Source organism: Anoxybacillus amylolyticus (genome assembly GCF_001634285.1).
Taxonomy (GTDB): Bacteria; Bacillota; Bacilli; order Bacillales; family Anoxybacillaceae; genus Anoxybacteroides; species Anoxybacteroides amylolyticum.
Genome location: NZ_CP015438.1, coordinates 2,193,064 through 2,218,819, shown reverse-complemented (window position 1 = coordinate 2,218,819; position 25,756 = coordinate 2,193,064). Strand labels below are relative to the sequence as shown.

19 protein-coding genes and 1 pseudogene are annotated in these 25,756 nt (G+C 37.8%); 17 read left to right on the top strand and 3 right to left on the bottom strand.

Going from position 1 to position 25,756, the window contains the following annotated elements; all coding sequences use genetic code 11:
* The first annotated feature begins 25 nt into the window (after nucleotides 1-25).
* From tnpA (GFC30_RS11190) to GFC30_RS11135, 12 genes are all read left to right on the top strand, one after another.
* Complete coding sequence (gene tnpA, locus GFC30_RS11190; protein ID WP_066322969.1) at nucleotides 26-343, top strand: IS66 family insertion sequence element accessory protein TnpA; 318 nt, start codon at nucleotides 26-28, stop codon at nucleotides 341-343.
* Nucleotides 337-693, top strand: a complete 357-nt coding sequence (gene tnpB / locus GFC30_RS11185) for an IS66 family insertion sequence element accessory protein TnpB (protein ID WP_066322942.1) — start codon at nucleotides 337-339, stop codon at nucleotides 691-693. The genes tnpA (GFC30_RS11190) and tnpB (GFC30_RS11185) overlap by 7 nt, the downstream gene beginning before the upstream one ends.
* Before the next feature lie 113 nt (nucleotides 694-806).
* Nucleotides 807-2,357 (top strand): IS66 family transposase, encoded by a 1,551-nt coding sequence (gene tnpC / locus GFC30_RS11180; RefSeq protein WP_148660354.1) that lies wholly within the window; start codon nucleotides 807-809, stop codon nucleotides 2,355-2,357.
* 37 nt (nucleotides 2,358-2,394) lie between these two features.
* Nucleotides 2,395-2,703, top strand: a complete 309-nt coding sequence (locus GFC30_RS11175; protein ID WP_066322944.1) for a hypothetical protein — start codon at nucleotides 2,395-2,397, stop codon at nucleotides 2,701-2,703.
* A 196-nt stretch (nucleotides 2,704-2,899) separates the two neighbouring features.
* Nucleotides 2,900-4,267, top strand: a complete 1,368-nt coding sequence (locus GFC30_RS11170; RefSeq protein ID WP_066325540.1) for a hypothetical protein — start codon at nucleotides 2,900-2,902, stop codon at nucleotides 4,265-4,267.
* A gap of 688 nt (nucleotides 4,268-4,955) precedes the next feature.
* Nucleotides 4,956-6,326: a helicase HerA domain-containing protein gene (locus tag GFC30_RS11165; RefSeq protein WP_066325538.1), complete on the top strand. Its 1,371-nt coding sequence runs from the start codon at nucleotides 4,956-4,958 to the stop codon at nucleotides 6,324-6,326.
* Between the two features lie 2 nt (nucleotides 6,327-6,328).
* The gene (locus tag GFC30_RS11160; protein ID WP_066325536.1) at nucleotides 6,329-7,150 is read left to right on the top strand and encodes a DUF4007 family protein; all 822 of its coding nucleotides are present in this window, start codon (nucleotides 6,329-6,331) and stop codon (nucleotides 7,148-7,150) included.
* A gap of 14 nt (nucleotides 7,151-7,164) precedes the next feature.
* Nucleotides 7,165-11,424: a coiled-coil domain-containing protein gene (locus GFC30_RS11155; protein ID WP_066325534.1), complete on the top strand. Its 4,260-nt coding sequence runs from the start codon at nucleotides 7,165-7,167 to the stop codon at nucleotides 11,422-11,424.
* Nucleotides 11,425-11,713: 289 nt separating this feature from the next.
* Nucleotides 11,714-12,592, top strand: a complete 879-nt coding sequence (locus GFC30_RS11150) for a DUF4007 family protein (RefSeq protein ID WP_066325532.1) — start codon at nucleotides 11,714-11,716, stop codon at nucleotides 12,590-12,592.
* Nucleotides 12,589-15,999: a hypothetical protein gene (locus tag GFC30_RS11145; RefSeq protein WP_066325530.1), complete on the top strand. Its 3,411-nt coding sequence runs from the start codon at nucleotides 12,589-12,591 to the stop codon at nucleotides 15,997-15,999. The genes GFC30_RS11150 and GFC30_RS11145 overlap by 4 nt, the downstream gene beginning before the upstream one ends.
* 12 nt (nucleotides 16,000-16,011) lie before the next feature.
* Nucleotides 16,012-16,815 carry an adenine nucleotide alpha hydrolase family protein gene (locus GFC30_RS11140; protein WP_238583503.1) on the top strand — a complete coding sequence of 268 codons (804 nt, stop codon included), beginning with the start codon at nucleotides 16,012-16,014 and terminating at the stop codon, nucleotides 16,813-16,815.
* Between the two features lie 496 nt (nucleotides 16,816-17,311).
* A complete protein-coding gene (locus GFC30_RS11135; protein WP_066325528.1) occupies nucleotides 17,312-17,599 on the top strand; it encodes a hypothetical protein in 288 nt (95 codons plus the stop codon).
* Nucleotides 17,600-17,910: 311 nt separating this feature from the next.
* Here the strand turns inward: GFC30_RS11135 and tnpC (GFC30_RS16605) are convergent.
* The 3 genes and pseudogenes from tnpC (GFC30_RS16605) to tnpA (GFC30_RS17800) all read right to left on the bottom strand — a co-directional run.
* Nucleotides 17,911-19,386, bottom strand: a pseudogene (gene tnpC / locus GFC30_RS16605) (IS66 family transposase); the annotation flags it as partial.
* Between the two features lie 179 nt (nucleotides 19,387-19,565).
* The gene (tnpB, locus tag GFC30_RS11120; RefSeq protein ID WP_066325522.1) at nucleotides 19,566-19,922 is read right to left on the bottom strand and encodes an IS66 family insertion sequence element accessory protein TnpB; all 357 of its coding nucleotides are present in this window, start codon (nucleotides 19,920-19,922) and stop codon (nucleotides 19,566-19,568) included.
* Nucleotides 19,916-20,191 (bottom strand): IS66 family insertion sequence element accessory protein TnpA, encoded by a 276-nt coding sequence (tnpA, locus tag GFC30_RS17800; RefSeq protein ID WP_409978519.1) that lies wholly within the window; start codon nucleotides 20,189-20,191, stop codon nucleotides 19,916-19,918. The genes tnpB (GFC30_RS11120) and tnpA (GFC30_RS17800) overlap by 7 nt, the downstream gene beginning before the upstream one ends.
* A gap of 123 nt (nucleotides 20,192-20,314) precedes the next feature.
* Between tnpA (GFC30_RS17800) and GFC30_RS11110 the strand changes: the two genes are divergently transcribed.
* The 5 genes from GFC30_RS11110 (at nucleotide 20,315) to GFC30_RS11090 (ending at nucleotide 25,742) form a co-directional block, all read left to right on the top strand.
* Nucleotides 20,315-20,548 (top strand): HNH endonuclease family protein, encoded by a 234-nt coding sequence (locus GFC30_RS11110; RefSeq protein WP_066325520.1) that lies wholly within the window; start codon nucleotides 20,315-20,317, stop codon nucleotides 20,546-20,548.
* A 25-nt stretch (nucleotides 20,549-20,573) separates the two neighbouring features.
* Entirely contained in the window at nucleotides 20,574-20,849 is a 276-nt protein-coding gene (locus tag GFC30_RS11105) for a type II toxin-antitoxin system HicB family antitoxin (RefSeq protein ID WP_066325517.1), read from the top strand.
* 659 nt (nucleotides 20,850-21,508) lie between these two features.
* On the top strand, nucleotides 21,509-23,614 hold the full coding sequence (locus GFC30_RS11100) for a methyl-accepting chemotaxis protein (RefSeq protein WP_066325516.1): 2,106 nt from the start codon (nucleotides 21,509-21,511) through the stop codon (nucleotides 23,612-23,614).
* A gap of 200 nt (nucleotides 23,615-23,814) precedes the next feature.
* Complete coding sequence (locus GFC30_RS11095; RefSeq protein WP_066325514.1) at nucleotides 23,815-24,819, top strand: ABC transporter ATP-binding protein; 1,005 nt, start codon at nucleotides 23,815-23,817, stop codon at nucleotides 24,817-24,819.
* Entirely contained in the window at nucleotides 24,816-25,742 is a 927-nt protein-coding gene (locus tag GFC30_RS11090) for an ABC transporter ATP-binding protein (protein ID WP_066325512.1), read from the top strand. The genes GFC30_RS11095 and GFC30_RS11090 overlap by 4 nt, the downstream gene beginning before the upstream one ends.
* The last annotated feature ends 14 nt before the right edge of the window (nucleotides 25,743-25,756 follow it).

The following is a 25,756-nucleotide window of genomic DNA, read 5'->3' as shown; positions in this document are numbered from 1 at the left end:
AAATCTTAATTAAAGGAGTTTTGGTATGGACAAAAACGAATTAAGACGTGAATGGGAACAGCGTATTGCTGATTACAGGGCGAGTGGTCTCACCCAAGCAAAATGGTGTGAAAGGAATAGGTTAAAGGTTCACCAGCTGAAGTACTGGCTCAAACGGCTCGAAGGTTCCAACGCTACACCAAATCCCTCTACAAAATGGGCATCCGTTGTGATGGCAGATCCATCGATCCATGAAGAGGATTCCATCCAAGTAAAAATCGGCGAATGTTCGATCGAGGTGAAGCAAGGGTTTAACCCTTCGCTTTTTGCCGATGTGGTGAAGGTGTTGAAAACGTTATGTTAAATGCGGCCACGGTGACCCATGTGTACCTCGCCCGAGGGAGTACAGATTTGCGAAAATCCATCGACGGGTTGGCAGCCATCGTCCAAGAAGCATTCCAGCTTGATCCCTTTTCTTCTACCCTTTTTGTGTTCTGCAATCGTGGACGGGATAAATTGAAAATTCTTCATTGGGATCATAACGGATTTTGGCTATATTATCGCCGACTGGAACGTGGAACGTTTGATTGGCCTTCGGAGCACAGCTCGGAACCTTTACAAATTAGTCCACGCCAATTACGCTGGCTGCTCGATGGACTATCATTGAACCAGAAACAAGCCCATTCGGCAGTAACCGCAAAGAAAGTTATTTAAATAATAAAAATTCAGGGAATTCCGCTGTTTTATTGTATAATGAGAGTATGAAAAAAACAGCGAAATTCCCTCATTCCAATCTTACAACTGAAGATCTCCTCCAACGCTTGGAAATGCTAGAAAAGCAAAATGCAGAATTACAGGCGAAACTAAAAAAGCAACAGGAGTTGGAAGCGAAAGTAAAATGGTATGAAGAACAGCTTCGCCTTCTGCAGCACAAACGCTTTGGCGTTTCAAGTGAAAAAATCCATCCTGGTCAATTGGAACTATTCAACGAGGTAGAAAACGAATCGAACCTTGAGTTGCCGGAACCTACGTTGGAGTCCATTCGTTATCAGCGCCGTCGGAAAACACGCGGTCACCGCGAAGCGATGCTGGAAAACCTGCCGGTCGAAACGGTCGAATACCGTTTATCCGATGAAGAGCAGGTCTGTTCGTGTTGCGGTGGAACGCTACATGAAATGAGTACGGAAGTACGCCAAGAACTTGTCTATATTCCTGCGGAATTAAAAGTAGTGAAACACGTGCAATATGTCTATTCTTGTCGCCATTGTGAGCACCATGAGATCGAAACACCTATTCAAACAGCGCCTAGACCGAAATCCGTCATTCCGGGCAGTCTTGCCTCTCCTTCTATTTTGGCACATATTATGACGCAAAAATATGTAGAGGGACTCCCGTTATATCGCCAAGAAAAACAGTTTCAACGAATGGGCATGCCTCTTTCTCGACAAACCTTTGCCAATTGGATGGTAAAAGGAGCGGAACGATGGCTGAGTGTGCTGTATCATCGGATGCACGAACATCTTCTGGAGCTGGATATTATTCATGCCGATGAAACCACCCTTCAGGTTCTTCAGGAACCTGGAAGACCGGCTACTTCTACCTCCTATTTATGGCAGTATCAGACAGGAATAGAAGGGCCGCCTATCATCCTTTATGATTATCAGGAAACGAGAGCAGGGGAAAACCCAAAGAATTTCCTGAACGGTTTTCAAGGCTATTTGCAGGTGGATGGATACGCAGGATACCATCAAGTGCCAAACGTAACCTTGGTTGGTTGTTGGGCTCATGCGCGTAGAGGATTTACAGACGCCCTAAAATCCATGCCTGCCAATAGCGTGGCACCAGTGACCGCAACGGAAGGTCTGAATTTCTGTAATCAGCTGTTTGCGGTGGAACGTAAATTAAAAAAATTAGATCCTAAAGATCGGTATGAAGAACGTCTAAAGCAAAGCAAGCCTATCTTAGACGCTTTTTTGTCATGGCTGCAAAAGCAAAAACAGCACGTGTTGCCAAAGAGCGCATTAGGAAAAGCCGTTGCGTATTGTCTGAACCAATGGGATAAATTAGTGGCCTTTTTAGAGGATGGGCGACTGGAGATCGATAATAATCGCAGCGAACGCTCGATCAAATCGGTGGTCATCGGAAGGAAAAATTGGCTTTTCGCTAATACACCACAAGGTGCACGGGCAAGTGCCATCATCTACAGCATAGTGGAGACAGCGAAAGCGAATCAATTACATCCATATTATTACCTTCGCTATCTTTTTGAGAAGCTTCCCAATATGGATTTGTCAGACAAGAACGCATTGGATCAAATGCTTCCTTGGTCAACCACACTCCCTGTTTCATGTATTGCTTTTCAGCAGCTAACTAAATAATACCTCAAGCCCCGGCCTTCAAAAAGGTGGGGGCTATTTGACGTTTACGAAAAAAATGATCAAAGAGTGTCATCAAGTTCTAAAAGATAATGGAATTTTGTTTTTGTCGGACTTGTCGGTACATGATGCTGAATTTGGTATCGGAGTGGAAATTGAAAAGAACATGTTCGAACGACCGCATCGACCCTACCGTCCGGTGTATTTCCTCTCTAAGGATCATTTGGATGAGTTTGATGTGTTTGATATTGAAGAAGTTAAACCTTTCTCCTATCTGGAGTCTCATCCGGGAGAATCAACTGAGCATGAACATCATCTTCTTATTATAGTGGGAAGGAAAACCATATGAAAGAGCGTTTTTTCATTGGGTTGGACGAAGAATTAACACGGTTGTTGATTATCCAAAATTAGGAATACCTCTCCCGTAAATTCGAGCATACTTGATCGGAGCCTGCCATAGTCCGATGCTCCTTCCTGTTTGATGTATTGCCTTTCATTAACTAAATAATACTTTAAGCCCCGACCCTCAAAAAGGTGGGGGCTATTTGACATTTACAAATGTTTCACTAAATGATTGGAAAAGGGCGTTAGATAATTACGATATTGTTTTTTACCAAAACATACTTGAGACAGCAGGAGTTGATTACGAACGCACATGGGAAAAATCTATTAATCCTAGTGACACTCGGTTTCCGATGACGTTTCATCCCCTCCCCGCTTCAAGAAAAGACAGGGTAAGAAATATATCAATTAGCCAAAAACAGTTTCAAGCTTCATTTAGTCATTCACAGCTGTTGTTTTGGATTGAGCAGCCATATAGTGAAAAAGATATTTACCGAGTAGAGAGAAAGTTGATTTTATCTGACCAATCTAGAGAGTTATTGAATTATCTTCATAAAATAGCTCGCTGGGTAGTTACTATAGATACTTGTCTAGATAAAACATTTTATGATCGTGAAAATATCATAAGTTTCTCAACTGGAGAGGGCCCGTTCGGAGAGCTAAATGTTGCAGTTTCGTCATCGCCAGAAGTGAAAAATGACATATGTTCAAAACTAAAATCTCGCTTACAATCCATATTTACTTCTTGGGATTTAAAAACGTGCGAACAATCGGCAAGTTATTGTGTAAAGAAATCTTCCCTTTTAGATGGAATTAAGGTTTTAAAGGCATTGAATCCTTATAATTATGAGATTCATAATTTCTTATCTAGTCTTTTATCTGTTTATTCACTGGAGGTAGAAACAGTAACTGATAGCTTGGTAGTTAGAAACTATATTTCGCTAGATTCTTATCAACATTGGTTTCATGAAGGGAAAATGCAACATACGTTAGAAAATAGGCCGGATTTTTTACTCTTAGAAATAGACAGGAATGGGTTGCGATTAGAAGATGTTATTAAGATTAAGGCAACGCTAGTAGAATGTAAAATGGGGAAAGAAAGTGCTTTCCATGTAGAAAAAGGGATTACCCAACTAGAGGCAGGAGTACAATTTCTAAAATCTATCTTCGATCCTTCGTCTGAGAAACATGATAGAAGATATTGGTATTCACAATTGTATAGATTGCTGTCCTTTTCGCCTGTCTATATCACTAACAATCCAAATGATAAAGAAACATTAAATAAAAGTTTGTTGAAGATAATCGAAGGAAAGTTTGAAATTGAGTGGAACTGTGTGTTACTTACTTATTGGTTAGACTATAATCAAGAGGTCATTGGTGAGGAGAAACTTAATTTAAAAGATAGTGAGATTTCATATGTTCATAAATCATTTGGACAGATTTACATTCAGAAACATTTATTGCCTCAAGATTTGCGAGACGGTATTTCCTTTGTAGATATAGATCAAGAAGAAATAGAACTTTTTGCGGATGATAGAGATGATTACCAAGACGGTGCGACACGTTCCTAACTGAAAAGGTTAGGCACTAGCGTAAAAAGCTAGGAGAACTGATGGTTCGAAGAGTCGAATGAGAGGGTAACGCCTCGAAAGGCTCTCCCTAATACTCCGAATAGCGACAAGATGGGGAAGCATCTAGTCGTTATAAGCTCGGTGAAGTCGGCTGAACGTTGCCGTAACATGTAAGGCTGACGAAAGCTCTCCAGAGGTGGGGGTGCAGCGGATAGGCCGGGGGTCTATAAAGCACTCATGGTGAGAATGTTGGGATACGAAAACCAGCTGACGAAAATCTGAATGTACGGCTCTAGAGGTATGAGTACCAGAAATGGTATTGCCACGGTTCGTGGTGCTGGTGAGGTGGAGTAAGAATCGTCTTTATGAAACACCTTACAGCGTTATAGGCGCTGTCCAGCCAGCGGGGCCAGAGGATTCACCTAAAAGTGCATATGTACAGATAGAACCATCGGAACGTGGAAAGCTGGTAACGTGGAGGTCTTACCCACTGATGAAACGGTGATGAGGAAAGGCAAAATGCTATAACTCATCTTTATGCCAGTGAGAGCGGTGGCACAGTACTGAAGAAGTGATGGAAACATTATGGAGGGATGGCCACTAGTCAATCGGTCGATACACCCGATTGATGGAACGCCGTATGAGGGGAAACTCTCACGTACGGTGTGAATGGGGGGAAAAACCAGAGATGACTTCAAAGGTTTACCTATCCATATTTTTAAAGAGAGTAGAAAAAAGAGTTGATATTACGAACACGGAATCTTTTGGAAATGAGAAAGATTATAATCGAGGTGACGAAGAAAATGTAATTAACCAAGCCTTAGCTGAGACACCAAAATATTGCCTTTCTAACGAAACAACAGCCCAAGCTATAGAAATCACTAACTCAAATAAGAATACTTTAGATACTCCTAAGAGAATGACTAACAGCTTGGAGAATATTCGAATTCTATTAGGTGAAGAAGTTAAAACGAAAAAGAAAGTTTATTGGGAATATGGACATCCACAACTCGAGAATCGACATATATTGATTACTGGAAAATCAGGGGTAGGAAAAACGTATTTTATTCAGTGTTTATTGCTTGAACTAGCTCGTCATAATATTTCAAGTATTATTTTTGATTATACAGATGGATTCAAAAATTCTAAGTTGGAGGCAGAGTTTAAGGAATATTTAGGAGATAGAATTAAACAATTCCATGTACAAATGCAAGGATTCCCAATCAATCCCTTCAAAAAAAATTTAAAGGAAATTGATGAGGGACTTTATAAAGAGGAAGAAAATGCAGATGTAGCTGAAAGAATAAGAAGTGTTTTTGCAGCTGTGTATAAAGGGATGGGGGATCAGCAAGCTAATGCTATATATAGAGCTACAATGAAAGGTCTTCAAAAGTATGGTACTAAAATGAATTTGCAATATTTGAGAGATGAACTGGAAGCAGACGGATCTAGTTACGCCAAAACAGCATTAGCAAAAATTGAGCCACTTATTGACAGGAATCCATTTGACTATAAGTCGGAATATAACTGGGAGGAACATCGAAAACAGGAAGGAGTTATTTTTGTTGTTCAATTGTCTGGATTTGTCAGGGAAGTTCAGTTAATTGTAACTGAGTTTATACTTTGGGATTTATGGAATTTTAATTTATCACATGGAGATAAAACAAAACCTTTTCCGGTAATATTAGACGAGGCGCAAAATCTAGATCATTCCGAGAGTTCACCAAGTGCTAAAATTTTAACAGAGGGGCGTAAATTTGGCTGGTCTGGGTGGTATGCTACTCAATTCTTACAAGGACAGCTAAATAAGGATGAGATTCAGAGGTTGCAAAATGCAAGTCAAAAAGTTTATTTTTCACCTCCGGAGTCTGAAATAAATGATATTGCTTCTTTCTTAAGTATGGATAATCAAAAAAGAAAAGAATGGGCTTTAAAACTGGCGAGTTTAGGAAAGGGACAATGTATAGTATCTGGGCCTGTATTAGGTGCGAACGGTAACTTAGAGAGAGGAACACCTATGATTATTAATATTACTTCGTTAGGAGAAAGGATTAAGTAGCTATGCAGTTTTCGTTAAATTTTCATCAGACATTTGCACCAGAGAAGGAAGCGATTGCACAATTAGTGCAACTCGCTTCCAAAACAAACGATTATTTGTCGAAAGAAGAAATTTCAGCTATCACGACAATTCCAACTGGTCAACGCTCAGGAAAAGTTGAGCCTAACATCTTGTATTGTCAAGCAATGGGATTGATAAACGTTCATAAAAAGGGGGCTACTTATTCGATTCGCTTAACCCCTTTAGGAGAGGTGATTGTTAGAGAGGATCCGTTTTTTACAGAAACTTTAACACACTGGTTGTGTCATTATAATTTATGTACTCTTAACTCCCCAGCAGCAATGTGGTCTTATATTTTTAATACAATCATACCTAGTGCTGGATTCGAGTTAGATCAACAATTTTTAGAAAATGCTCTTTCTAAATATTTTAATGTAAGTAATATCAATACTACTCCGTTTCGTACATGCTATACAACTGAAAAAAGTTTCAGGGATCTAGGGATATTAGAGATTGAAAAAAAGAAATACCTTTTCAGACAACATCAACCTAATAGGGTGTTTAAGTATTTATATGCATATTCACTAATTAGTGAATGGGAACAGGTGTTTCCTCATCAAACAGAACTGACATATGACCATGTAAGAAAAGATCTAGGTTTTGGAATGCCTTTTCTTTGGGATGATTTTATTACTATGGATGTATTGGATATACTTCAAGAAGAAAGGGTAATTCTTATTAATAGGCAGTTATCTCCTATTACGTTAGTTAAACAAGCTTCTTCGAAAATGTTATTAGGAAAAATATATAGTTTTTTGATATAGGAAAGAGGGAGACTATGATATACCTTAAGGATGTCATTCGATTTAAAAAGGAACTATATTTCAACGGTGCGGTACAAGTCGATTGGTATTATAACAAGGAAAAACAAGAAGAAGTAGCTAAAAGTTTTGTGTTTCATGGACCGGAGTATTTCGGTGTCTTTGAAGATGATCTAACGTATAAAACCCATCGTTTAGTCGATACGGCCACCTTCGCTAATATTTTAGCTAATAAGTTATACGGTGATAGTAGCCTATCTAATTTCTTTATGGTTATTGCTCCGTACGGAACAGGTAAATCACATTTAGCGTTAACTTTAGCAAGTTTATTTAGTGGGAATGCATCAACACAAAAGGATATTATCTCAAACATAGAAAAAGTAGATGGCAAAATAGGGAAAGAAATTAAAGAATATTCATTGAAACCTAACTTAGTGCTTGTTCTAAATGGGATGAGAGATTTTAACTTAAACTATGAGATATTAAATGCAACGCAGAAAGTTTTAGATTTGCAAGGCGTAGACGGAGAATTTTTGAAAAGTATTACAAAATCGTATGATATTGCTAAAAATTTCGTCAACAATACTTATGAAAATTACGAAAACTTATATGAGGAATATGCACAAGAAATTCTTAGTGTAGCGGATTACGTAAATTTAAAAAATTATCTTCTAGAAAATATCTTACAAGATCCTAATGTGTTTGAAGTTATAAATAAGGTTTATTACCAAATAAACGGAACATATATTAGATGGGATGAAGGAATTTCAGCTGGGGATGTGCTTTCTAAAATAGCTGAACATTTATGTGGGGATAGAGGAAAATTTAATAAAGTCTTAGTATTTTTTGATGAGTTTGGAAGATATATAGAGTTTGCTTCTGCCTACCCTACAAGAGCAGGTGATTCCGCCCTCCAACAGATTTATGAGGCTGTTCAAGACAGTAGTGATAAAATCGTTTTTGTTGGTTTTATACAATCTGATCTAAAGTCGTACCTCACTAGGGTAGATAGAACAGCAAATATAAGTCGCTATATCGGTAGATACGAAGCGAGTGAAAAAATACATTTGTCATCAAATCTAGAAACTATTTTCGCTAATTTAATAGAAAGAAAAGATAGTAATGAGTTCAAAAGATTAGTTGTTAACAAAATCGAGAAGAATAAGGATGAGTGGAAGTTATTCCATGAAAAATTTTTAGCTTGGTCTCCTCACTCGAAAAATTCTAGTGTATGGGGGGATTTTGAGCATTTTAGAAAAATAGTTTTAGAAGGAGCCTATCCATTACATCCATTAACTACATGGATGCTATCCAATCTTTCTTCTTGGCTTCAGCAAAGATCTTCTTTAACTTTTTTAGAAAGACAAATAGATTTAGAAGCAAATAACATTTTGAGTGAGTTCGGGGATCTATGCACTGTTCCAGCAACGAGGATAGTAAGATCAGAGTTTTTTAAAGAACTTTTAGCTGCTGAACAAGAAGGGAGAAAGCAGAGTGAATACTGTATTCTTTACAATCAAATATTAATAAAACACGGAGATAAGTTGGATGAAAGACAGAAGGAAGTTTTAGCGGCAAACCTTGTTGCTAGAATCGGAAAGTTTAAAACTAGGTCTCTAGAAGAAACGAAACAGTTACTTGCCTATATTGCACAATTGACATTCAAAGAAGTAAATGAAATTGTAACTGAGCTAGAACACGAACTTGGTGTTATTAGTTATGACGAAAGTGCTAATGTATTTGATTTTATTGCTGATGCCACGGGGATTAATGATTTCAAAAGGCTAATCAACGAGAAAAGAAGAAAATTAGAGTTGAACCTTAGCTTATTTTTCGATAATGCTGTGCAACAAGTCTTACCATTAGAGGTTACAGATACGTCGTTTGGGATAAAAAACAATATAACCACAAATGAGTGGAAATTTAGTCAACAAATAGTTCACATTGGAGATGTAGGGAAAGATTTTCTGCTTCGATTAAAAAATGATTGGGAATTATCAACTTCTCCAGAAAAACCGAAGGGAAAATTAGTGTGGCTCTATGTTCCGGCGGGAACTGATACAGAAGAAATTGAAAAAGTTTCAAAGTTGTTAAAACGATTTGAGTTTGACAAAATACCTATTGTTTTCTTTGTACTGGATGATCAAAACAGCGATTTCTATAATAGTTTAGTCGAATATCAGATTTCTAATTTATTTACAGAACAAGAAAAAGCGAAGTTTTATCGATTTATTCCGGAGTTTAGAGAGAAGACAGAGAATTTGGTTAGAGATCGATTTAATGAGCTTATGTCAAAGCGTACAATATTGACTGGAGACGGAGTTAGTAGAGTTGATAAACGTCCTAAACTCTATTTTGAAGCGTTGTTCGAAGAATTGTATCCAGATGTTATTTCGTTTCCTTTTACAGAATTTAACAATAAATCATTAGGAAAAGCTAAGAAAAATTTATCCCGAATAGGAAGACTTATTTTATCAGGTGCAACTTTCCAAATTATTCATTCAGAAACAACTGAAATTAGGAATCGCATCGAAGGGATTTTGTTTGAGGGAAGAACAGGATCATGGGGAATATTCAACAGTGATTATCAAGTTATTTCTCCAACTAACTTAAAAATAAGACAAATATATGGAGAAATAGACGAGTTAGTTGCTCAAAGCGAAGAGGTAGAAGTAAGTAAAATTTTTGATGTTTACCAGAAACCGCCTTATGGAATTAATGACTATGCTTTGGCTTTACTAATTGCTACGTACTTAATGCAAAGAAAACTTGAGATTCGGGTAAGTATTGGCAATGTGCGTTTACGCCTCGAGGAATGGGGGAATGAGGTATTTGCAGATAAAGAGGTAGATTTTAAGAAGCTGTTTGATACTACAGTCATTAAAGTCGATCCTGAAAAATCTGCAGGGCGATATTTAGTTTTGTATAATAAAGTTGAAAAAAATAATGATATAGATATGTGCCCATCATTATGGGCAGAGTATCAAAAACTAAAGCAAGAAGAAGATCTACCAAAAGAGCTTGAGGACAAAATAATTAATATGGAGTTGATTTTGAAAGAGGGGTTGAAATTACACAAAAATAATACTGAACTGTTTGGGAGTTTAAGATCTAAATTAGAGGATGGAAAAAGAGAGAAGCAATTTAGGCTAATATTCGAGGTGTTAGATGAGTGTCAAAACATCCAAGGGATGATTGGAGATTCAACGAGATACTTGTACAATCAAAAGCATCTTGAGGAAGCTCGTCAAATGGAATTAGCATGCCATAGCCTTATTCAAGAGGAATTTGAGCATTTTATAAATAATTTAAAATGTCAAAGCTACGCTCAAGTATCTGCTTTTGAAAAATGGGTTCTTCACTTAATAGATTCTTTAACTAAATACGATTATCGAGATTTGGCACGCAAATTAAGAACAAAGCTTGATAAAATCTTGGATGATTTGACGATTATACAAAAATTGCAAAATATTAATGAAACAGTACAAAATTATCTTAATAATAACAAGCCATCTCCAACATCCGGATACAATGAACTGATGAAAATAAAAAATGATGGACAAGAAATTTTGAAATTACTAGAAAACTATCCGGTGAATAAAAGTTATTTACATGAATACTATCAAAAAATCGAATCAAATATAAATAAAGCAGATGAATATTTGAATAAACTTAAAGAAGAAGTTTCAGAAATATATGATGTGATATATAATTTACTAAGTGTTCAAGATTGTAAAGAATTTTTGTCTCGAGTAAGAACAATCCTTGGAAAATCGATTAGAGATATTGATCGAGAGGGGATAGAGCAAGTGGCGAACGATGTACAGAACTTCCTAAATGATGTTTATAATCTTGAAAAATTCTCTGATAATAGAAAAGAACTAATTAATGAATTCAATGCTTTGCGAGACAAATGGGGAGACTATGAGTCAGAAGTTGATTTTTCATTAATTATTGATGCGCATGAAAAATATTTGCTTGAGCGCTTGAATGATCTTGAAGAAAGATGGAAACAAAACTATCTTTCGTCATTAACTAATGAAGTTCCTAATTGGGATGCGTCACGTTGCGCGACTTGGATAAAGGATACAAATATAATCCCACCATACTTAAGTGAATCAACTCTTTATTCTCTCAAAGAGGCAAGAGGGTTAGTGAATAATCGGTTAAGTGAACTGCAAGTAGAAGCAGTGATTATTTTGTTTTCAAAGTTGTCTGATGAGGAGAAGGAGATTGCTTTGTTAAAGATGAAGAATATGGTGAGTGCCGTTTCTTAATAATTCCATTAATATATTTAACTGGCTCTTCACCAAAAGTTGTGCTTGATTTTTTATAACAGGCTCTACTGACGCTTGCGAGGAAGAATCAGCAAACCAATGATTTTTGCACATTCTTGTTCAAGAAAGCGTATCACTTGTCAAGTACATGTTGTGGTGATGAACCATTTAACTGTATTTTTGTGTTATAGATACAAGGGAGCATCTAGATAATAATTATCTAGATGTCTTCTTTTCTATGTATTTTTGTATTTGGACAGAATGTTCCAACAGTAGGAGGAAGTAGACAATGGCTTATGGTCAACATCAAAGCTTTTATTTACGCGATCGATGGTTAAGTAAAGGGATAAAGAATTTAATGGAAGATGAACGTTTTTTCTATAATAAAGATTCTTTTGAAATAATTGGATTAGGAAAGAATATGCTACAGTCTTTACGGTTTTGGTTAATAGCTACACGTATAGTTCAAGAAAAGTTTAATGGTGAGCAGAAAAAAGTACATCATGTAACACCGCTGGGCGAGATTATTTATAGATTTGATAGGTTTGTTAGATTCTCTGATACAGCCTCTATTTTGCACTATGAACTTACAAAAGAAAGAGAGCCTGCTACTGCTTGGTACTGGTTTTTTAATATTTTGCGTCAACAATCTCTTTTGAAAGAGGAATTGTTACAGTTGTTTGTTGAGTGGGTAAGTAGAGAAGAGAAACGCGAAATATCAACAAAATCTTTAAAACGTGATATTGAGTGTTTAATAAAATTGTATACTGCTGGACAAACCACGTTTGATCCGGAAGAAGTAATTCAGAGTCCGATCTATAAAATAAGTTTGTTAGAAGAGAAAAATGGAATGGTGCGTAAACGAGATGGAAGGATAGAGAATATAGGTGTTGCCGCTTTAATGTATTCACTACTGGATTATCGGGAAAGAAAAGGTGTAGAAACAATAGCGGTGGATGAAATTGTTACTGAAGAGGGGTTATGGGGAAGAATTTTTAATATGAATCGGGCAACAGTTGTTAATGCTCTAGAGATTCTCACCAATCACCCGGTTTATAAAATTTCATTCACACGTACTAACAATCTCGATACAGTGAAACTTCCGTCTATTTCTGCAATTGATTATCTCAGATATGAGTACGAAAGAAAGGTTGAGACTTTAGTATGACTTTTAAAGCTAGCGTTAACATCAAGTTTGACTTTGGAAAAAAGGAGTTTTTTGAAAGGTATATTCCGACCCCTTCGCATGCGGAAGTTCTTAGAGGTTTGTTGAAAGGCTTTAACGGTACTGGGTCAAAGGCGCACATTGTTGTTGGTCCGTACGGAACCGGTAAATCTTTGCTCGGAACTTTAGTAAGTAGCATTGTATCGAAAGTAGTTGAAAAAGAAACATTTAATGTTCTTGTAGAGAAGTTTAATCAAGTGGATGATGAAATCTATAGGGAACTAGATAAAGTACGAAATCAAAAAAGAATATATCTACCAGTAATTTTAAACGGGTATGAAGGTACTTTTAGACAAGCGGTATTATCAGCAATAGTCAGAACACTTAAAGAAAATAAAATTCCGATTGTTGTTCCAGGAATCGTGAGTAAAATTTTATCTATTATCGATATGTGGGAGAATGACTATCCTAAAACATACGATCATTTTTTGAAATTGTTACGTGAGTGTAAGAAAGACCTAGAGTTATGGAGATTGGAATTACTTAGTTTCAATGAAATGGAAATTGAGTGGTTCAAAACCATTTATCCATCCCTTACGTCCGGAGCACAATTTGTCATAGACTATGAAGATGATTTTATATCGCAGGTGCAGTACGTATTAAAAGAGCTTGATAAAAAAAATATAGGGATTTTTATGGTTTACGACGAATTCGGGAGATTTCTCCAGAATATGCCTGTTGAACAGATTCATCAGACAATGCAAGATATTCAAGATCTAGCCGAACTTGCAGATCACAATACTAATAATTTTCATTTGATGTATATTACTCACAAAAATCTTCGACACTATTTCTTTAGGTATAGTGATGAATACCGAAGTGAATTTCAAAGAATTGAGAAAAGGTATGTCCTTTACCATATTGAAAATGACCGTGCAACGTATGTGCGGTTAATACAAAATGTTCTTCGTGAGTTGTATAGCGGGAAGAAGATTACAGAAGATAAGGAAAAAGAGTACATACGCTATCTACGTAGGTTTTCTATTTTTCCAGAATTAAATCAGGTTGAGATCGAAAATCTCGTGGTTCAAGGTGCATATCCACTTCATCCTGTATCTCTGGCTTTGTTACCTACTCTTTCTAGTCTTTTTGGTCAGAATGAAAGAACGTTATTTACATTTTTAGAAAGTTCTCAAGTAGGTGGGTTACTAAATTTTGTATCTAAATATGATAGTGTGTATACTGCTTCTAATTTGTTTGATTATTTCTTCCCAATTCTAGAAGAGATAGAGGTATATGAAGAGTTTAGTGATTTGAATGTATATCAGAAGTTAATTAAAAAAATCCCTAATTTATCAGAAAAGCATTCAAATATTTTAAAGTTTATTACATTATGGAATATTGCTGGAATGCAGTCAAAATGCCCATTGACTTTAGAGTTTATTTCTTTTGCCATGGACAGAGAAGAGTCTGAGGTTGAAGCATATTTAAAAGAGCTAACTAAAATGAAAGCCATTCGTTTTAATTCAATCCGTGGTTATTGGGAATTGTTTGAAGGTAGTGCATTTAATATTGATGAAATGATAGAGAACAAACTTCAAGTCCTAAATTTGTCTAGAGAAAAAAGACTGCAAATTCTTGAAGAGCATATTGTTAAAAAATTTTATTTAGCAAATGAATATAATGATGTCAAAAGTATGACTCGTTTTGCTTCCGTCCATTTTATTTTTAGCTCTGACATTCTAAATGGAAATCTATCGGTTTTAAATCACAAAAAGCAAGCTGACTCATTAATTTATTTAGTATTACTAGAATCAGCTACTGATCGAGAAAACGTGATTTCCATATTGTTTAACCAGAAAGATTCTTATAATTTTTATTGTGTCCCTGCTTTTGAATATGCTTCGGTAAATAAATATGTTGAAGAGTACGAGATTGTTAACTTACTTTTAAAAGATAGCGATTTGTTAAAAAGCGATTTAGACTTAAAACAAGAGTTAATTTTGAAAAGAGAAGAGATATCTTTCGGTATTCGGAGATTTGTGGGACGGTACTCTAACTTTCAAGAAAAATTAGAATGGGTTGTATGTGGAGAAAAAAGGGAAATTAAAAACGAGTATATTTTAGAAAAATTGCTGTCTAATGTTATGTTTGATATTTATCCGCATACTCCAGAGGTGCGAAATGATTCTTTTAATAGAAAGTTTGTTAATCGTGTTCAGTTAAAGGCTGCATATACCGTTGTTGACCATATTATTAAATATCATGATAAACCTAGTTTGAATATCGCTGGAAATGGTCCTGACTATTTAATTTATGCGACTATATTTAAGAACAATCAATTGGACATTAGACAATTAGACAATATTAAATCTGAGAGTTTTCGCTTGTTGCGTAAATCATTAATAGAACTGTTAGAAAAGAAACCATCTGGGGATTTAAGTGATTTAGTAAATATACTTAGAAATCCTCCGTTCGGGATTCGTGAGCCGTTAATACCTATTTATATTGTCAGTCTACTTCGTGATAAATGGGATAATATTTCTTTTTATAGAAATGATATGTATGTTGCAGAGATTAATGGAGAAAATCTGTTTAAGATGATTGAAGAGGCAGAACAATATATTTATTTTTACTATGAATTTGGAAATGAATACGAAGAACTGTTTAAATTATTAGAAGGATTGTTTGAAAGATATATAGATGATGAGTTAGCAGCAGCGCCTAAACATCTAAAAATAGCTAAAGCTTCATTAAGATGGATGAGATCGTTGTCGCGATTTGCTCAAGTAAGTTCTGATATGGAAGAAGAGTTGATCCAACTTAAAGAAAAAATTCGACAGATTGAAGTGAACCCTAATCAATCGCTTGAAGCGTTAATTAAAAAATATGGAAATAATCTAGAGCTTTTAAAAGAACATGTATCAGCTATAGAGAGTTTTTATATAAACAAGAAAGAACAGGTTAAGAACAAAGTGTATGAAATGATGAATGTTTCATCTTACGAAGAACTAGTTAATTGGGCTAATGAACAAGATCCTGTTTCTAAAAAGCAAAATCGTCTTGTGGTAGCTATTTTGGACTCAGATTCTGAAAATTGGTTTGATTTGCTAACTGATCGCATGGTAGGAGTAAGTTTTGACACATGGTCTGATAATACTGTGCAAATGTTTTTTAATCAGATAAGTAATGAGTACAGTCAGTTAGCGAACGGAAACGTTAACAAAGAGCAAAATATTCATTTAATTATTGACGGGGACACCAAGGTTATTTCTCGAGTAAATCTTTCACCTAAATCACAGACATTGTATCAAAATATTAATCGAATTATTAGAAATGGTGGGAAAACTGTTCCGCAAGAGGAAATTGAGTATTTAATCTATCAATTAGTTAAAGAGTTTGTTAAGTAAAGGGGTGTTATTGTGACTGATAGAAAAAAAGTGCATGTCGCTATGTTTAGTGGTGGCGCAGCTAGTGCTTATGTAGCATATCAAATGGTTCAGACATATGGAAAAGAAAATTGCATTCTCTTTTTTACGAATACGCTTTGGGAAGATGAAGATAACTATCGTTTTATGGAAGAAGTAGCAGAGTATATAGGGATTGAGATCACTGAAAGGATAGATGGGCGCACTCCAGAAGAGGTTTTCTATGATTACCGTTTTTTAGGTAATTCACGTCTAGCTAAATGTTCAGAAGAATTAAAAGTAAGGCAAACAGTTATGTTTATCGAAGAGTTACGAGATGAACAAAACCTAGAACCTATTTTATATTTTGGTATAGGACCTCATGAGAAGCATCGGGCGGATAATTTGAGGGAGTTTTATCAACATGTTCCGCTCGAACCGGTGGAAACTAGGTTTCCAATGATTGAAACATTTATAGCTGATATTGATGTGAAGGCGATTATTCAAAATGAGTGGGGAATTAGGTTACCTCGTATGTATGAGTTGGGATTTGCACATGCCAATTGTGGTGGACGTTGTGTACGAGGAGGCTTCCAACACTATGCACAACTTTATAAAATTTGGCCAGAGCGCTACAAAGAACAAGAGGAAATGGAAGAAAGATTCCGTAGTTATTTTCAAAAAAATGTATCAATATTAAAAAAAGATGGGAAGCCGTTCACATTAAAAGAATATCGAGAACTGATGGAATGTGAAGGGATAGAGAAGTTTTTGAAAAAAGAAGATGATACAGTTCCGTGTGTATGTTCTTATTCGTGAATATGTTGCAGTAGGGTAACTGATGTGAATTAACCATTTTCTTGTTTATGAACAGATATTTTTTCAGCAAACGTCAAATAGCTTCCACCTTTTTGAATGTCGGGGCTTGGGGTATTATTTAGTTAGCTGATGAAAAGCAGTACATGAAACAGGGTGTTTATTGCAAAATAAAAATGCAGAGATCTGCAGAGAATTTGTCTTAGGCCAACTTTACATGGAGCGGGGGTGTGATAGCCTTTTTAGGCATAGCCGGCCCTTGATATTGCTGGCTTCCTGGCTTTTTAATCACCCCCCCAGAGGCTCTATGTCAAGTTGTAATTCTCTACACTTTTCCTTGCAAAACTCTGTATTTTTTCTTTGTAGAAAACAGCTGGTTGATCGCTAGCGCTCAACTAGCACCAAGGGTTATTGCTATAAAAATTGCTCAACTACAATGAGAAGTATGTGAGGAAAGTATTTATGTTTTGTGAAACATTTCTGAAAGGGGATTATTATTGTGGAAAAATGTACAAAATGTAATCGTGTAGATGTCGAATTATTTGAAACAGGTGATTTAAGAATAAACCACATCGAAATGGTGTGTGAAGATTGTTTAATTAATATATTTGAAGAAAAAGTAAAAAAAGAAAATCTTACATGTGATGAATGTGGTGTACAATTAAAAGTAAGAATAGATGACGACATTGCTTGGTTCTACTGCGGAAAAGGCGATGATGAGCATACGTTTTATGGAGAATATTTATTAGAGCCACTAGATCCAGAAGATGGTGAAACTTGGTTTTGATGTTGGTTAATAAAGGAAAAATCTAATTTATATGGCTCTTCACCACAAGTTGTACTTGATCATTTAAGATAGGTGTGCATAGAGAGAATAGAGGGTACAAAAAATGCGAATTTTCCTGTATGGTAAAGGTGACCAAACCAAACCATTAAAGGAAAATTCGCATGTACTCTCAGTTTATCAAAGAACTCATCGATTTACCAGATGTTTTGATTCAAAAGGTGCGAAAAGAAGGAGAGCGTTGGATTTTCGAACTTTCTCTGCCCGTAAACGTCAAATAGCCCCCACCTTTTTGAAGGCCGGGGCTTGGGGTATTATTTAGTTAGCTGCTGAAAAGCAATACATGAAACAGGGAGTGTGGTTGACCAAGGAAGCATTTGATCCAATGCGTTCTTGTCTGACAAATCCATATTGGGAAGCTTCTCAAAAAGATAGCGAAGGTAATAATATGGATGTAATTGATTCGCTTTCGCTGTCTCCACTATGCTGTAGATGATGGCACTTGCTCGTGCACCTTGTGGTGTATTGGCGAAAAGCCAATTTTTCCTCCCGATGACCACCGATTTGATCGAGCGTTCGCTACGATTATGATCGATCTCCAGTCGCCCATCCTCTAAAAAGGCCACTAATTTATCCCATTGGTTCAGACAATACGCAATGGCTTTTCCTAATGCGCTCTTTGGCAACACGTGCTGTTTTTGCTTTTGAAGCCATGACAAAAAAGCGTCTAAGATAGGCTTGCTTTGTTTTAGACGTTCTTCCTACCGATCTTTAGGATCTAATTTTTTTCATTTACGTTCCACCGCAAACAGTTGGTTACAGAAATTCAGACCTTCCGTTGCGGTCACTGGTGTCACGCTATGGGCAGGCATGGATTTTAGGGCGTCTGTAAATCCTCTACGCGCATGAGCCCAACAACCAACCAAGGTTACGTTTGGCACTTGATGGTATCCTGCGTATCCATCCACCTGCAAATAGCCTTGAAAACCGTTTAGGAAATTCTTCGGGTTTTCCCCAGCTCTCGTTTCCTGATAATCATAAAGGATGATAGGCGGACCTTCTATTCCTGTCTGATACTGCCATAAATAGGAGGTAGAAGTAGCCGGTCTTCCAGGTTCCTGAAGAACCTGAAGGGTGGTTTCATCGGCATGAATAATATCAAGCGTTAGAAGATGCTCATTCATCCGATGATACAGCACACTCAGCCATCGTTCCGCTCCTTTGACCATCCAATTGGCAAAGGTTTGTCGAGAAAGAGGCATGCCCATTCGTTGAAACTGTTTTTCTTGGCGATATAACGGGAGCCCCTCTGCATATTTTTGCGTCATAATATGCGCCAAAATAGAAGGAGAGGCAAAACTGCCCGGAATGACGGATTTCGGTCTAGGCGCTGTTTGAATAGGTGTTTCGATCTCATGGTGCTCACAATGGCGACAAGAATAGACATATTGCACGTGTTTGACTACTTTTCATTCCGCAGGAATATAGACAAGTTCTTGGCGTACTTCCGTACTCATTTCATGCAGGTCTCCACCACAACACGAACAGACCTGCTCTTCATCGGATAAACGGTATTCGACCGTTTCCACCGGCAGGTTTTCCAGCATCGCTTCGCGGTGACCGCGTGTTTTCCGACGGCGCTGATAACGAATGGACTCCAACGTAGGTTCCGGCAACTCAAGGTTGGATTCGTTTTCTACGTCGTTGAATAGTTCCGATTGACCGGGAAGGGTTTTTTCGCTCGAAACGCCAAAACGTTTATGTTGCAGAAGGCGAAGTTGTTCTTCATACTATTTTAATTTGGCTTCCAACTCCTGTTGTTTCGCCTGTCATTCTGCATTTTGCTTTTCCAGCATTTCCAATCGTTGGAGGAGATCTTCCGGTGTAAGATTGGAATGAGGGAATTTCACTGTTGTTTTCATCTCTTCGTTATACAACAAAACAGCGGAATTCCCTGAATTTTTATTATTTAAATAACTTTCTTTGCGGTTACCGCCGAATGGGCTTGTTTCTGTTCCAGTGATAGTCCATCGAGTAACCATCGTAATTGGCGCGGACTAATTTTTAAAGGTTCTAAGCTATGATCAGAAGACCAATCAAACGTTCCACGTTCGAGTCGGCGATAATATAACCAAAAACCGTTATGATCCCAATGAAGAATTTTCCATTTATCCCGTCCACGATTGCAGAACACAAAAAGGCTAGAAGAAAAGGGATTGAGCTGAAATTCTTCTTGGACGATGGCTGCCAACCCGTCGATGGATTTTCGCAAATCGGTACTCCCTCGAGCGAGGTACACATGGGTCACCGTTGCCGCATTCAACATAACGTTTTCAACACCTTCACCACATCGGCAAAAAGCGAAGGATGAAATCCTTGCTTCACTTCTATAGAAAATTCGCCGATTTTCACTTGGATGGAATCGTCTTCATGGATCGATGGATCTGTCATCACAACGGATGCCCATTTTGTAGAGGGGTTTGGTGTAGCGTTGGAACCTTCGAGCCGTTTGAGCCAGTACTTCAGCTGATGAACTTTTACATCATGGATTTCACACCATTTTGCTTGGGTAAGCCCACTCGCTCGGTAGGAGATAATTTGCTGTTCCCACTCCTGTCTTCATTCGTTTTTGTCCATACCAAAACTCCTTTAATAAAGATTTCTAAAGAAATGATGGCACGGATATAGGGGCAAAACTAGGTGGGAAGAATTTGACGCTTGCAGAGAAAGTATTGGACAGATAAAATTGCGAACTTGGTCCTCATTAGCAAGAGAAAAAATAGTTCGTTAAGCAACCTAGATTTTAAACAGAAAAAGGAACGTTACTTAAAAGGACATATGGACGTTTTCAAAGGGAGCAAGGTATTTATTGACCAGAAAGACGAGTGGACACCAAAGGTTTTAGAAGAACGGCAACGACAAATTATCGATTTATTGGCAAGACGCCCATGAACAATGAAACACAGGAGGATAATAAATGGCTGTATATCAATTTTACGCAATCATTCAAAAAGTAGAGGAGGACGACTGCTATATCGTCACTTTTCCTGATCTAGACAATTGCTTTACCCAAGGATACACGTTGGTGGAGGCAGTAGAGATGGCAGAGGATGTATTGTTGACGATGCTCGACTATATGGAAGATGTAGGAGAGGACATTCCTGCTGCTTCTTCTGTCGAAAAGCTAAAGGACATCTTGCCTAACGGTGCCAGCCTTGTAAATATTGAGATTGATACAGATACGCTTACATGAACTATATAAGTTGAAATTTTGTTTTACATCTAGCTTACTACTTCCCACGTTATACCATATCAGCTCGTATTGAGATAAAAGCAGAAACGAAAAATCGAAAAGGCAGAAAAGCTTGTGTTCAGCTATATGATTCTAGGTTCATCACCACAACATGTACTTGACAAGTGATACGCTTTCTTGAACAAGAATGTGCAAAAATCATTGGTTTGCTGATTCTTCCTCGCAAGCGTCAGAAGAGCCTGTTATAAAAAATCAAGCACAACTTTTGGTGAAGAGCCTGATTCCTATGTTTTTAGTAAAATAATGGATAATCAACACTCATGAAATATAACCCCTAGTGCTAGATAAAATCGAGTAAGCATAAAAATAGCCCTTGCCTGCGGATCTCCTGTAGAATGAAAGTGCCAACCATCGTTCGAAAGGGGAATCCCCATGCAAGGGCACTTTCATTTTACTAAAGATCATGAGAATATTCGAAAAAAATATGCAAATTCACTAATTGCATAGCCCGCGTTCATCACGCTCGTCCCCTTTGTTCATTGATGGACAGGGGCATTTTGTTTTTATTAAAAAAATAGTATTTTTCATTTGGTTACTTTTTTGATAAAATAAAAAGTAATCTTAATTTTCATAAAATAGAAGGGGCAAGGAGGAAGAACATGCAACTTTTTCAGCCAGGGTCGCTATTATTAAATCGACTCAAGTTTGGAAAAAAATTTATGCTCTTATTTATTATTTTTATTTTTTCCCTTGTGACGATCGGAACGTTTTACATTCGCTCGCTAGGGGAAAAAGCAGCATTTGTTGAATACGAAAAGATGGGTTTAGTATATATGGAAGATTTTTCAATCGGGTTGCAGGCGTTACAACAACATCGAGAAGCAACATTGCTTTACCTATCTGGGGATACAGCGAGTGAACAGAAGGCGAAAAAAGCAGAACAACAATTAGATCAGCTCGTAAAGCATGTACAAACGATCCAACAACGATACAATGATCCGTTTTCTGTCCAAAAGCAATGGAAAGATTTAGCGAACACTTGGCAACAAATGAAAAGCGGCTGGAAAACGTACACGATGGATGAAACGGTGTCGCGCCATAACATTATTGTCAATAGTTTAATAGAAATAATGATGACCGTGGCGGACCGTTCCAATTTAACGCTTGATAACAACATTGATAACAATTATTTATCCCGTGTCATGGTCGAAAAAGTGCCAGCGTTAACGGAACTGATTAGTTCCGCACAGGCGCTTGGTGTGAAAATGGCGTTTAGTACACAAATTTACGAGATGGATCAATCAAAAATGACGTATTTTCTCAATGCTATCGACAATTCGCTCAATTCGTTGAACCATTCGGCAGCACTCATGTTTATGGACGACAAGCCGCTGAAAAATAAATTTGAAGAATATAAAAGTACGGCGATGACGGAAGTCATTAGCATGTCCGGTATGATGAACAAAGAGTTTTTAATGGTCGGACAAGTATCCATAAAACCGACCGAGCTGTACGAACGTACGAACCGAGCACATGAAAAGCTATACAGCATGGAACAATTTATGATGAAATTGTTAGCGGAGCGAATTAACGATCGTTATGATTCGTTACATACGAGCAAATGGCTGACGATTTCGATAATTGTGCTTGCATCGTTGTTGATGGTCTATTTGTTTGTAGCGTTTTATTTTTCTGTTCGCCATCATATTACGCTCATTGAAGCAAACATGAAACAAGCAGCAACCGGCGATTTAACGGTGAAGATGAATATTCAAACGAACGACGAATTTGCCCAAATTGCCAAATCGTTTAATGAGCTCATCGAATCGTTCCGCTCCATTATTTCTGTTAACCAGCAAATGACGGAAGAAGTATCGGCAGCCTCTGAAGAGTTAACGGCGATTACAGAAGAGACGATGCAAGCAACGGGACAAGTCGCGGCAACGATCGAAAGCGTGGCCATTGGCGCCGAACAACAACTGAAACATGCAGAACAAAACACGGAATCGATTCAAGAGTTGCTGCATGATACGCACTATATTGCGGAGCGTGCGAAACAAGTGGCGTCTTCTTCTGTCGCCATGACAAACGAGGCACAAAGTGGAAGCGATTCGGTGCAACAAATGATTCAGCAAATGGCGAATGTGAACGAGCTTGTGTCGCAATCGTCACACCTCATTCAAACGCTTCATGAGCGTTCGAACAATATTGGTCAAATGACGCAAATGATTACAGCGATTGCCGAACAGACAAATTTGTTGGCGTTAAATGCGGCAATTGAAGCGGCAAGGGCTGGCGAACACGGTCGTGGATTTGCGGTCGTTGCTGATGAAGTGCGGAAACTCGCAGAGCAATCGTCGCAATCTACGAAACAAATCCATAACCTATTAAGCGAAATTCAGCATGATACGTCGAATTCAATGACAGCGATGGAGCATGTGTTACAGGAAGCGGAGAAAGGCGTTGAAGTTGCAAACCATACAGGTGCAATTTTCAGTAAAATTTTACAAGCAACACATGACGTAACTGAGCAAATTAACGATGTGTCCTCCAGACTTTCGTTGATGGAAACATCGCTTCAAACGCTTTCCGCGACGATTCAAGAAACTGAGCACATTTCGAAAGAATCGGGCCAGCAAACCCAAATGGTTGCCGCGGCTTCCGAACAGCTGCTCGCTTCCATGCAGGAAATTTCTTCTTCTGTGCAATCACTCAACGACAAAGCGCAAGACTTGTTTGAAGCGGTAGAGAGATTTAAGCTTTAGAATGCATTCTCCCTTAGCGTGGCTAAGGGAGAATTTTTATGGGAAAATAATAAAATAATTGAAAATAAGATTTCAATTTCAATTTTTATATTATTTATGTAATAAAAGATAAAAAATGTTGAAATAACAAAAAGATTGTAATAATATACTTATATAAAATCAAAAAATAAACAATTTTCAGTTTAATAGAAGGTGGTCACTTGTTGAAACAGTCAGTGTTACAAATTGAACATTTACGAGTTTCTTTCCGAATTCATGAGGAATATTACGCAGCGGTCGATGATGTTTCTTTCACTGTTCACGAAAGTGAAGTGCTTGCGATTGTTGGGGAGTCAGGTTGTGGAAAAAGCGCACTTGCCCTTTCGATTATTGGATTACATCCGCCGGAACGGACAAAATTAGAAGGATCCGTCATGTTTAAAGGGAACAACCTTTTGGCACAATCGGTACAAGCATTAAATCAAATTCGCGGAAAAGATATCGGCATGATTTTTCAAGATCCGCTGACAGCGTTAAATCCGCTCATGACCGTTGGCAAGCAAATTGAAGAAAGCATGGACTATCACACTGCGCTATCGGCTGCTGAGAAACGAAACCGGACGCTAGAATTGCTTGAACGTGTTGGCATTCCAAATCCCGCACAGGTGTATAACCGTTATCCTCATGAATTGTCAGGAGGGATGCGACAACGCGTAGTAATTGCGATTGCAATTGCTTGTAATCCAACGTTAATCATTGCCGATGAGCCGACGACTGCGTTAGATGTAACGATTCAAGCACAAATTATTCGTTTATTAAAAGACTTACAGCAACAAATGAACACGGGAATTATTTTAATTACCCATGATTTAGGGGTAGTTGCCGAAATGGCCGACCGGGTCGCTGTCATGTATGCAGGAGAAATTGTCGAACTCGCAGATGTACATACACTATTTACTCGCCCGTTGCACCCGTATACCCGTTCGTTATTGCAGTCCATCCCTTCCTTGCAAACTCCAAAAGAAACACTTCATGTTATTCAAGGGATCGTTCCACCATTGACGAAACTTCCGAGAACTGGCTGCAGATTCCGTACAAGAATTAGTTGGATAGACGAGTCCACCCATGAATCGCATCCTATATTGCGGGAAGTCGAACCTAATCATTGGGTTCGCTGCACGTGCTACCAACATTTTTACTTTCCCGACGGGGGTGAAAAGGCATGACATTTCTCCAAGTGAATCGACTAAAAGTATATTATCCGGTGCGCGGTGGGTTTTTTCGAACGGTCATCGGGCATGTGAAAGCGGTCGATGAAATTAGCTTTGAATTACAAAAAGGGGAAACGTACGGATTAGTCGGGGAATCGGGATGTGGGAAAACGACAACGGGACGAACGATTGTTGGCTTAGTGAAAGCAACAGGGGGAGAAATTTTGTTTGACGGAAAAGATTTGACGAAACTAAGTCGCCGTGAATTCGCTCAGCACCGAAGAGACATTCAAATGATTTTTCAAGATCCGTACTCTTCTCTTAATCCAAAGAAGCGGGTATTAGACATTGTCGCAGAGCCGCTGCGCAATTTTGAAAAACTATCTCCGCAAGAAGAAAAACGAAAAGTACAATACTTCATTGAAAAAGTAGGATTGCATCCGGACTCCGTCTATAAATATCCACATGAATTTTCCGGTGGCCAGCGGCAACGTATCGGCATTGCCCGTGCGTTAACGCTCAATCCAAAGCTAATCATTGCTGACGAACCGGTATCTGCGCTTGATGTGTCGGTGCAGGCTCAAGTGTTAAATTTTATGAAAGACATTCAAAAAGAATTTCAGCTTACGTATTTGTTTATTAGCCACGATTTAGGAATAATTCGCCATATGTGCAATCGGATTGGCATTATGTACAGAGGACAATTTGTCGAGGAAGGGACGAGCGAAGATATATTTCAAAATCCGCAACATATTTATACAAAGAGACTGCTGTCGTCTATTCCGAACGCTGACCCGTTAAAACGGCAAGAGCAGCAAAAACTACGACAACAAATCGAGAAAGACTATGAACAATCGTATGCTCGCTATTTTGATGCGGAAGGAAGAGCGTATCCGCTAAAACGTATTTCCAACACCCATTTGGTGGCGATTCCGTAAGAGAGGGGGGAAGA

Excerpts from the sequence above, each read along its gene's own strand:
- GFC30_RS11090 (WP_066325512.1), top strand. The coding sequence starts at position 24,816 with ATGACATTTCTCCAAGTGAATCGACTAAAAGTATATTATCCGGTGCGC.
- GFC30_RS11145 (WP_066325530.1), top strand. The coding sequence starts at position 12,589 with ATGACTTTTAAAGCTAGCGTTAACATCAAGTTTGACTTTGGAAAAAAG.
- GFC30_RS11105 (WP_066325517.1), top strand. The coding sequence starts at position 20,574 with ATGGCTGTATATCAATTTTACGCAATCATTCAAAAAGTAGAGGAGGAC.
- GFC30_RS11155 (WP_066325534.1), top strand. The coding sequence starts at position 7,165 with ATGATATACCTTAAGGATGTCATTCGATTTAAAAAGGAACTATATTTC.
- tnpA (WP_066322969.1), top strand. The coding sequence starts at position 26 with ATGGACAAAAACGAATTAAGACGTGAATGGGAACAGCGTATTGCTGAT.
- GFC30_RS11160 (WP_066325536.1), top strand. The coding sequence starts at position 6,329 with ATGCAGTTTTCGTTAAATTTTCATCAGACATTTGCACCAGAGAAGGAA.
- tnpC (WP_148660354.1), top strand. The coding sequence starts at position 807 with ATGCTAGAAAAGCAAAATGCAGAATTACAGGCGAAACTAAAAAAGCAA.
- GFC30_RS11100 (WP_066325516.1), top strand. The coding sequence starts at position 21,509 with ATGCAACTTTTTCAGCCAGGGTCGCTATTATTAAATCGACTCAAGTTT.
- tnpB (WP_066325522.1), bottom strand. The coding sequence starts at position 19,922 with ATGTTGAATGCGGCAACGGTGACCCATGTGTACCTCGCTCGAGGGAGT.
- tnpB (WP_066322942.1), top strand. The coding sequence starts at position 337 with ATGTTAAATGCGGCCACGGTGACCCATGTGTACCTCGCCCGAGGGAGT.
- GFC30_RS11165 (WP_066325538.1), top strand. The coding sequence starts at position 4,956 with ATGACTTCAAAGGTTTACCTATCCATATTTTTAAAGAGAGTAGAAAAA.
- GFC30_RS11150 (WP_066325532.1), top strand. The coding sequence starts at position 11,714 with ATGGCTTATGGTCAACATCAAAGCTTTTATTTACGCGATCGATGGTTA.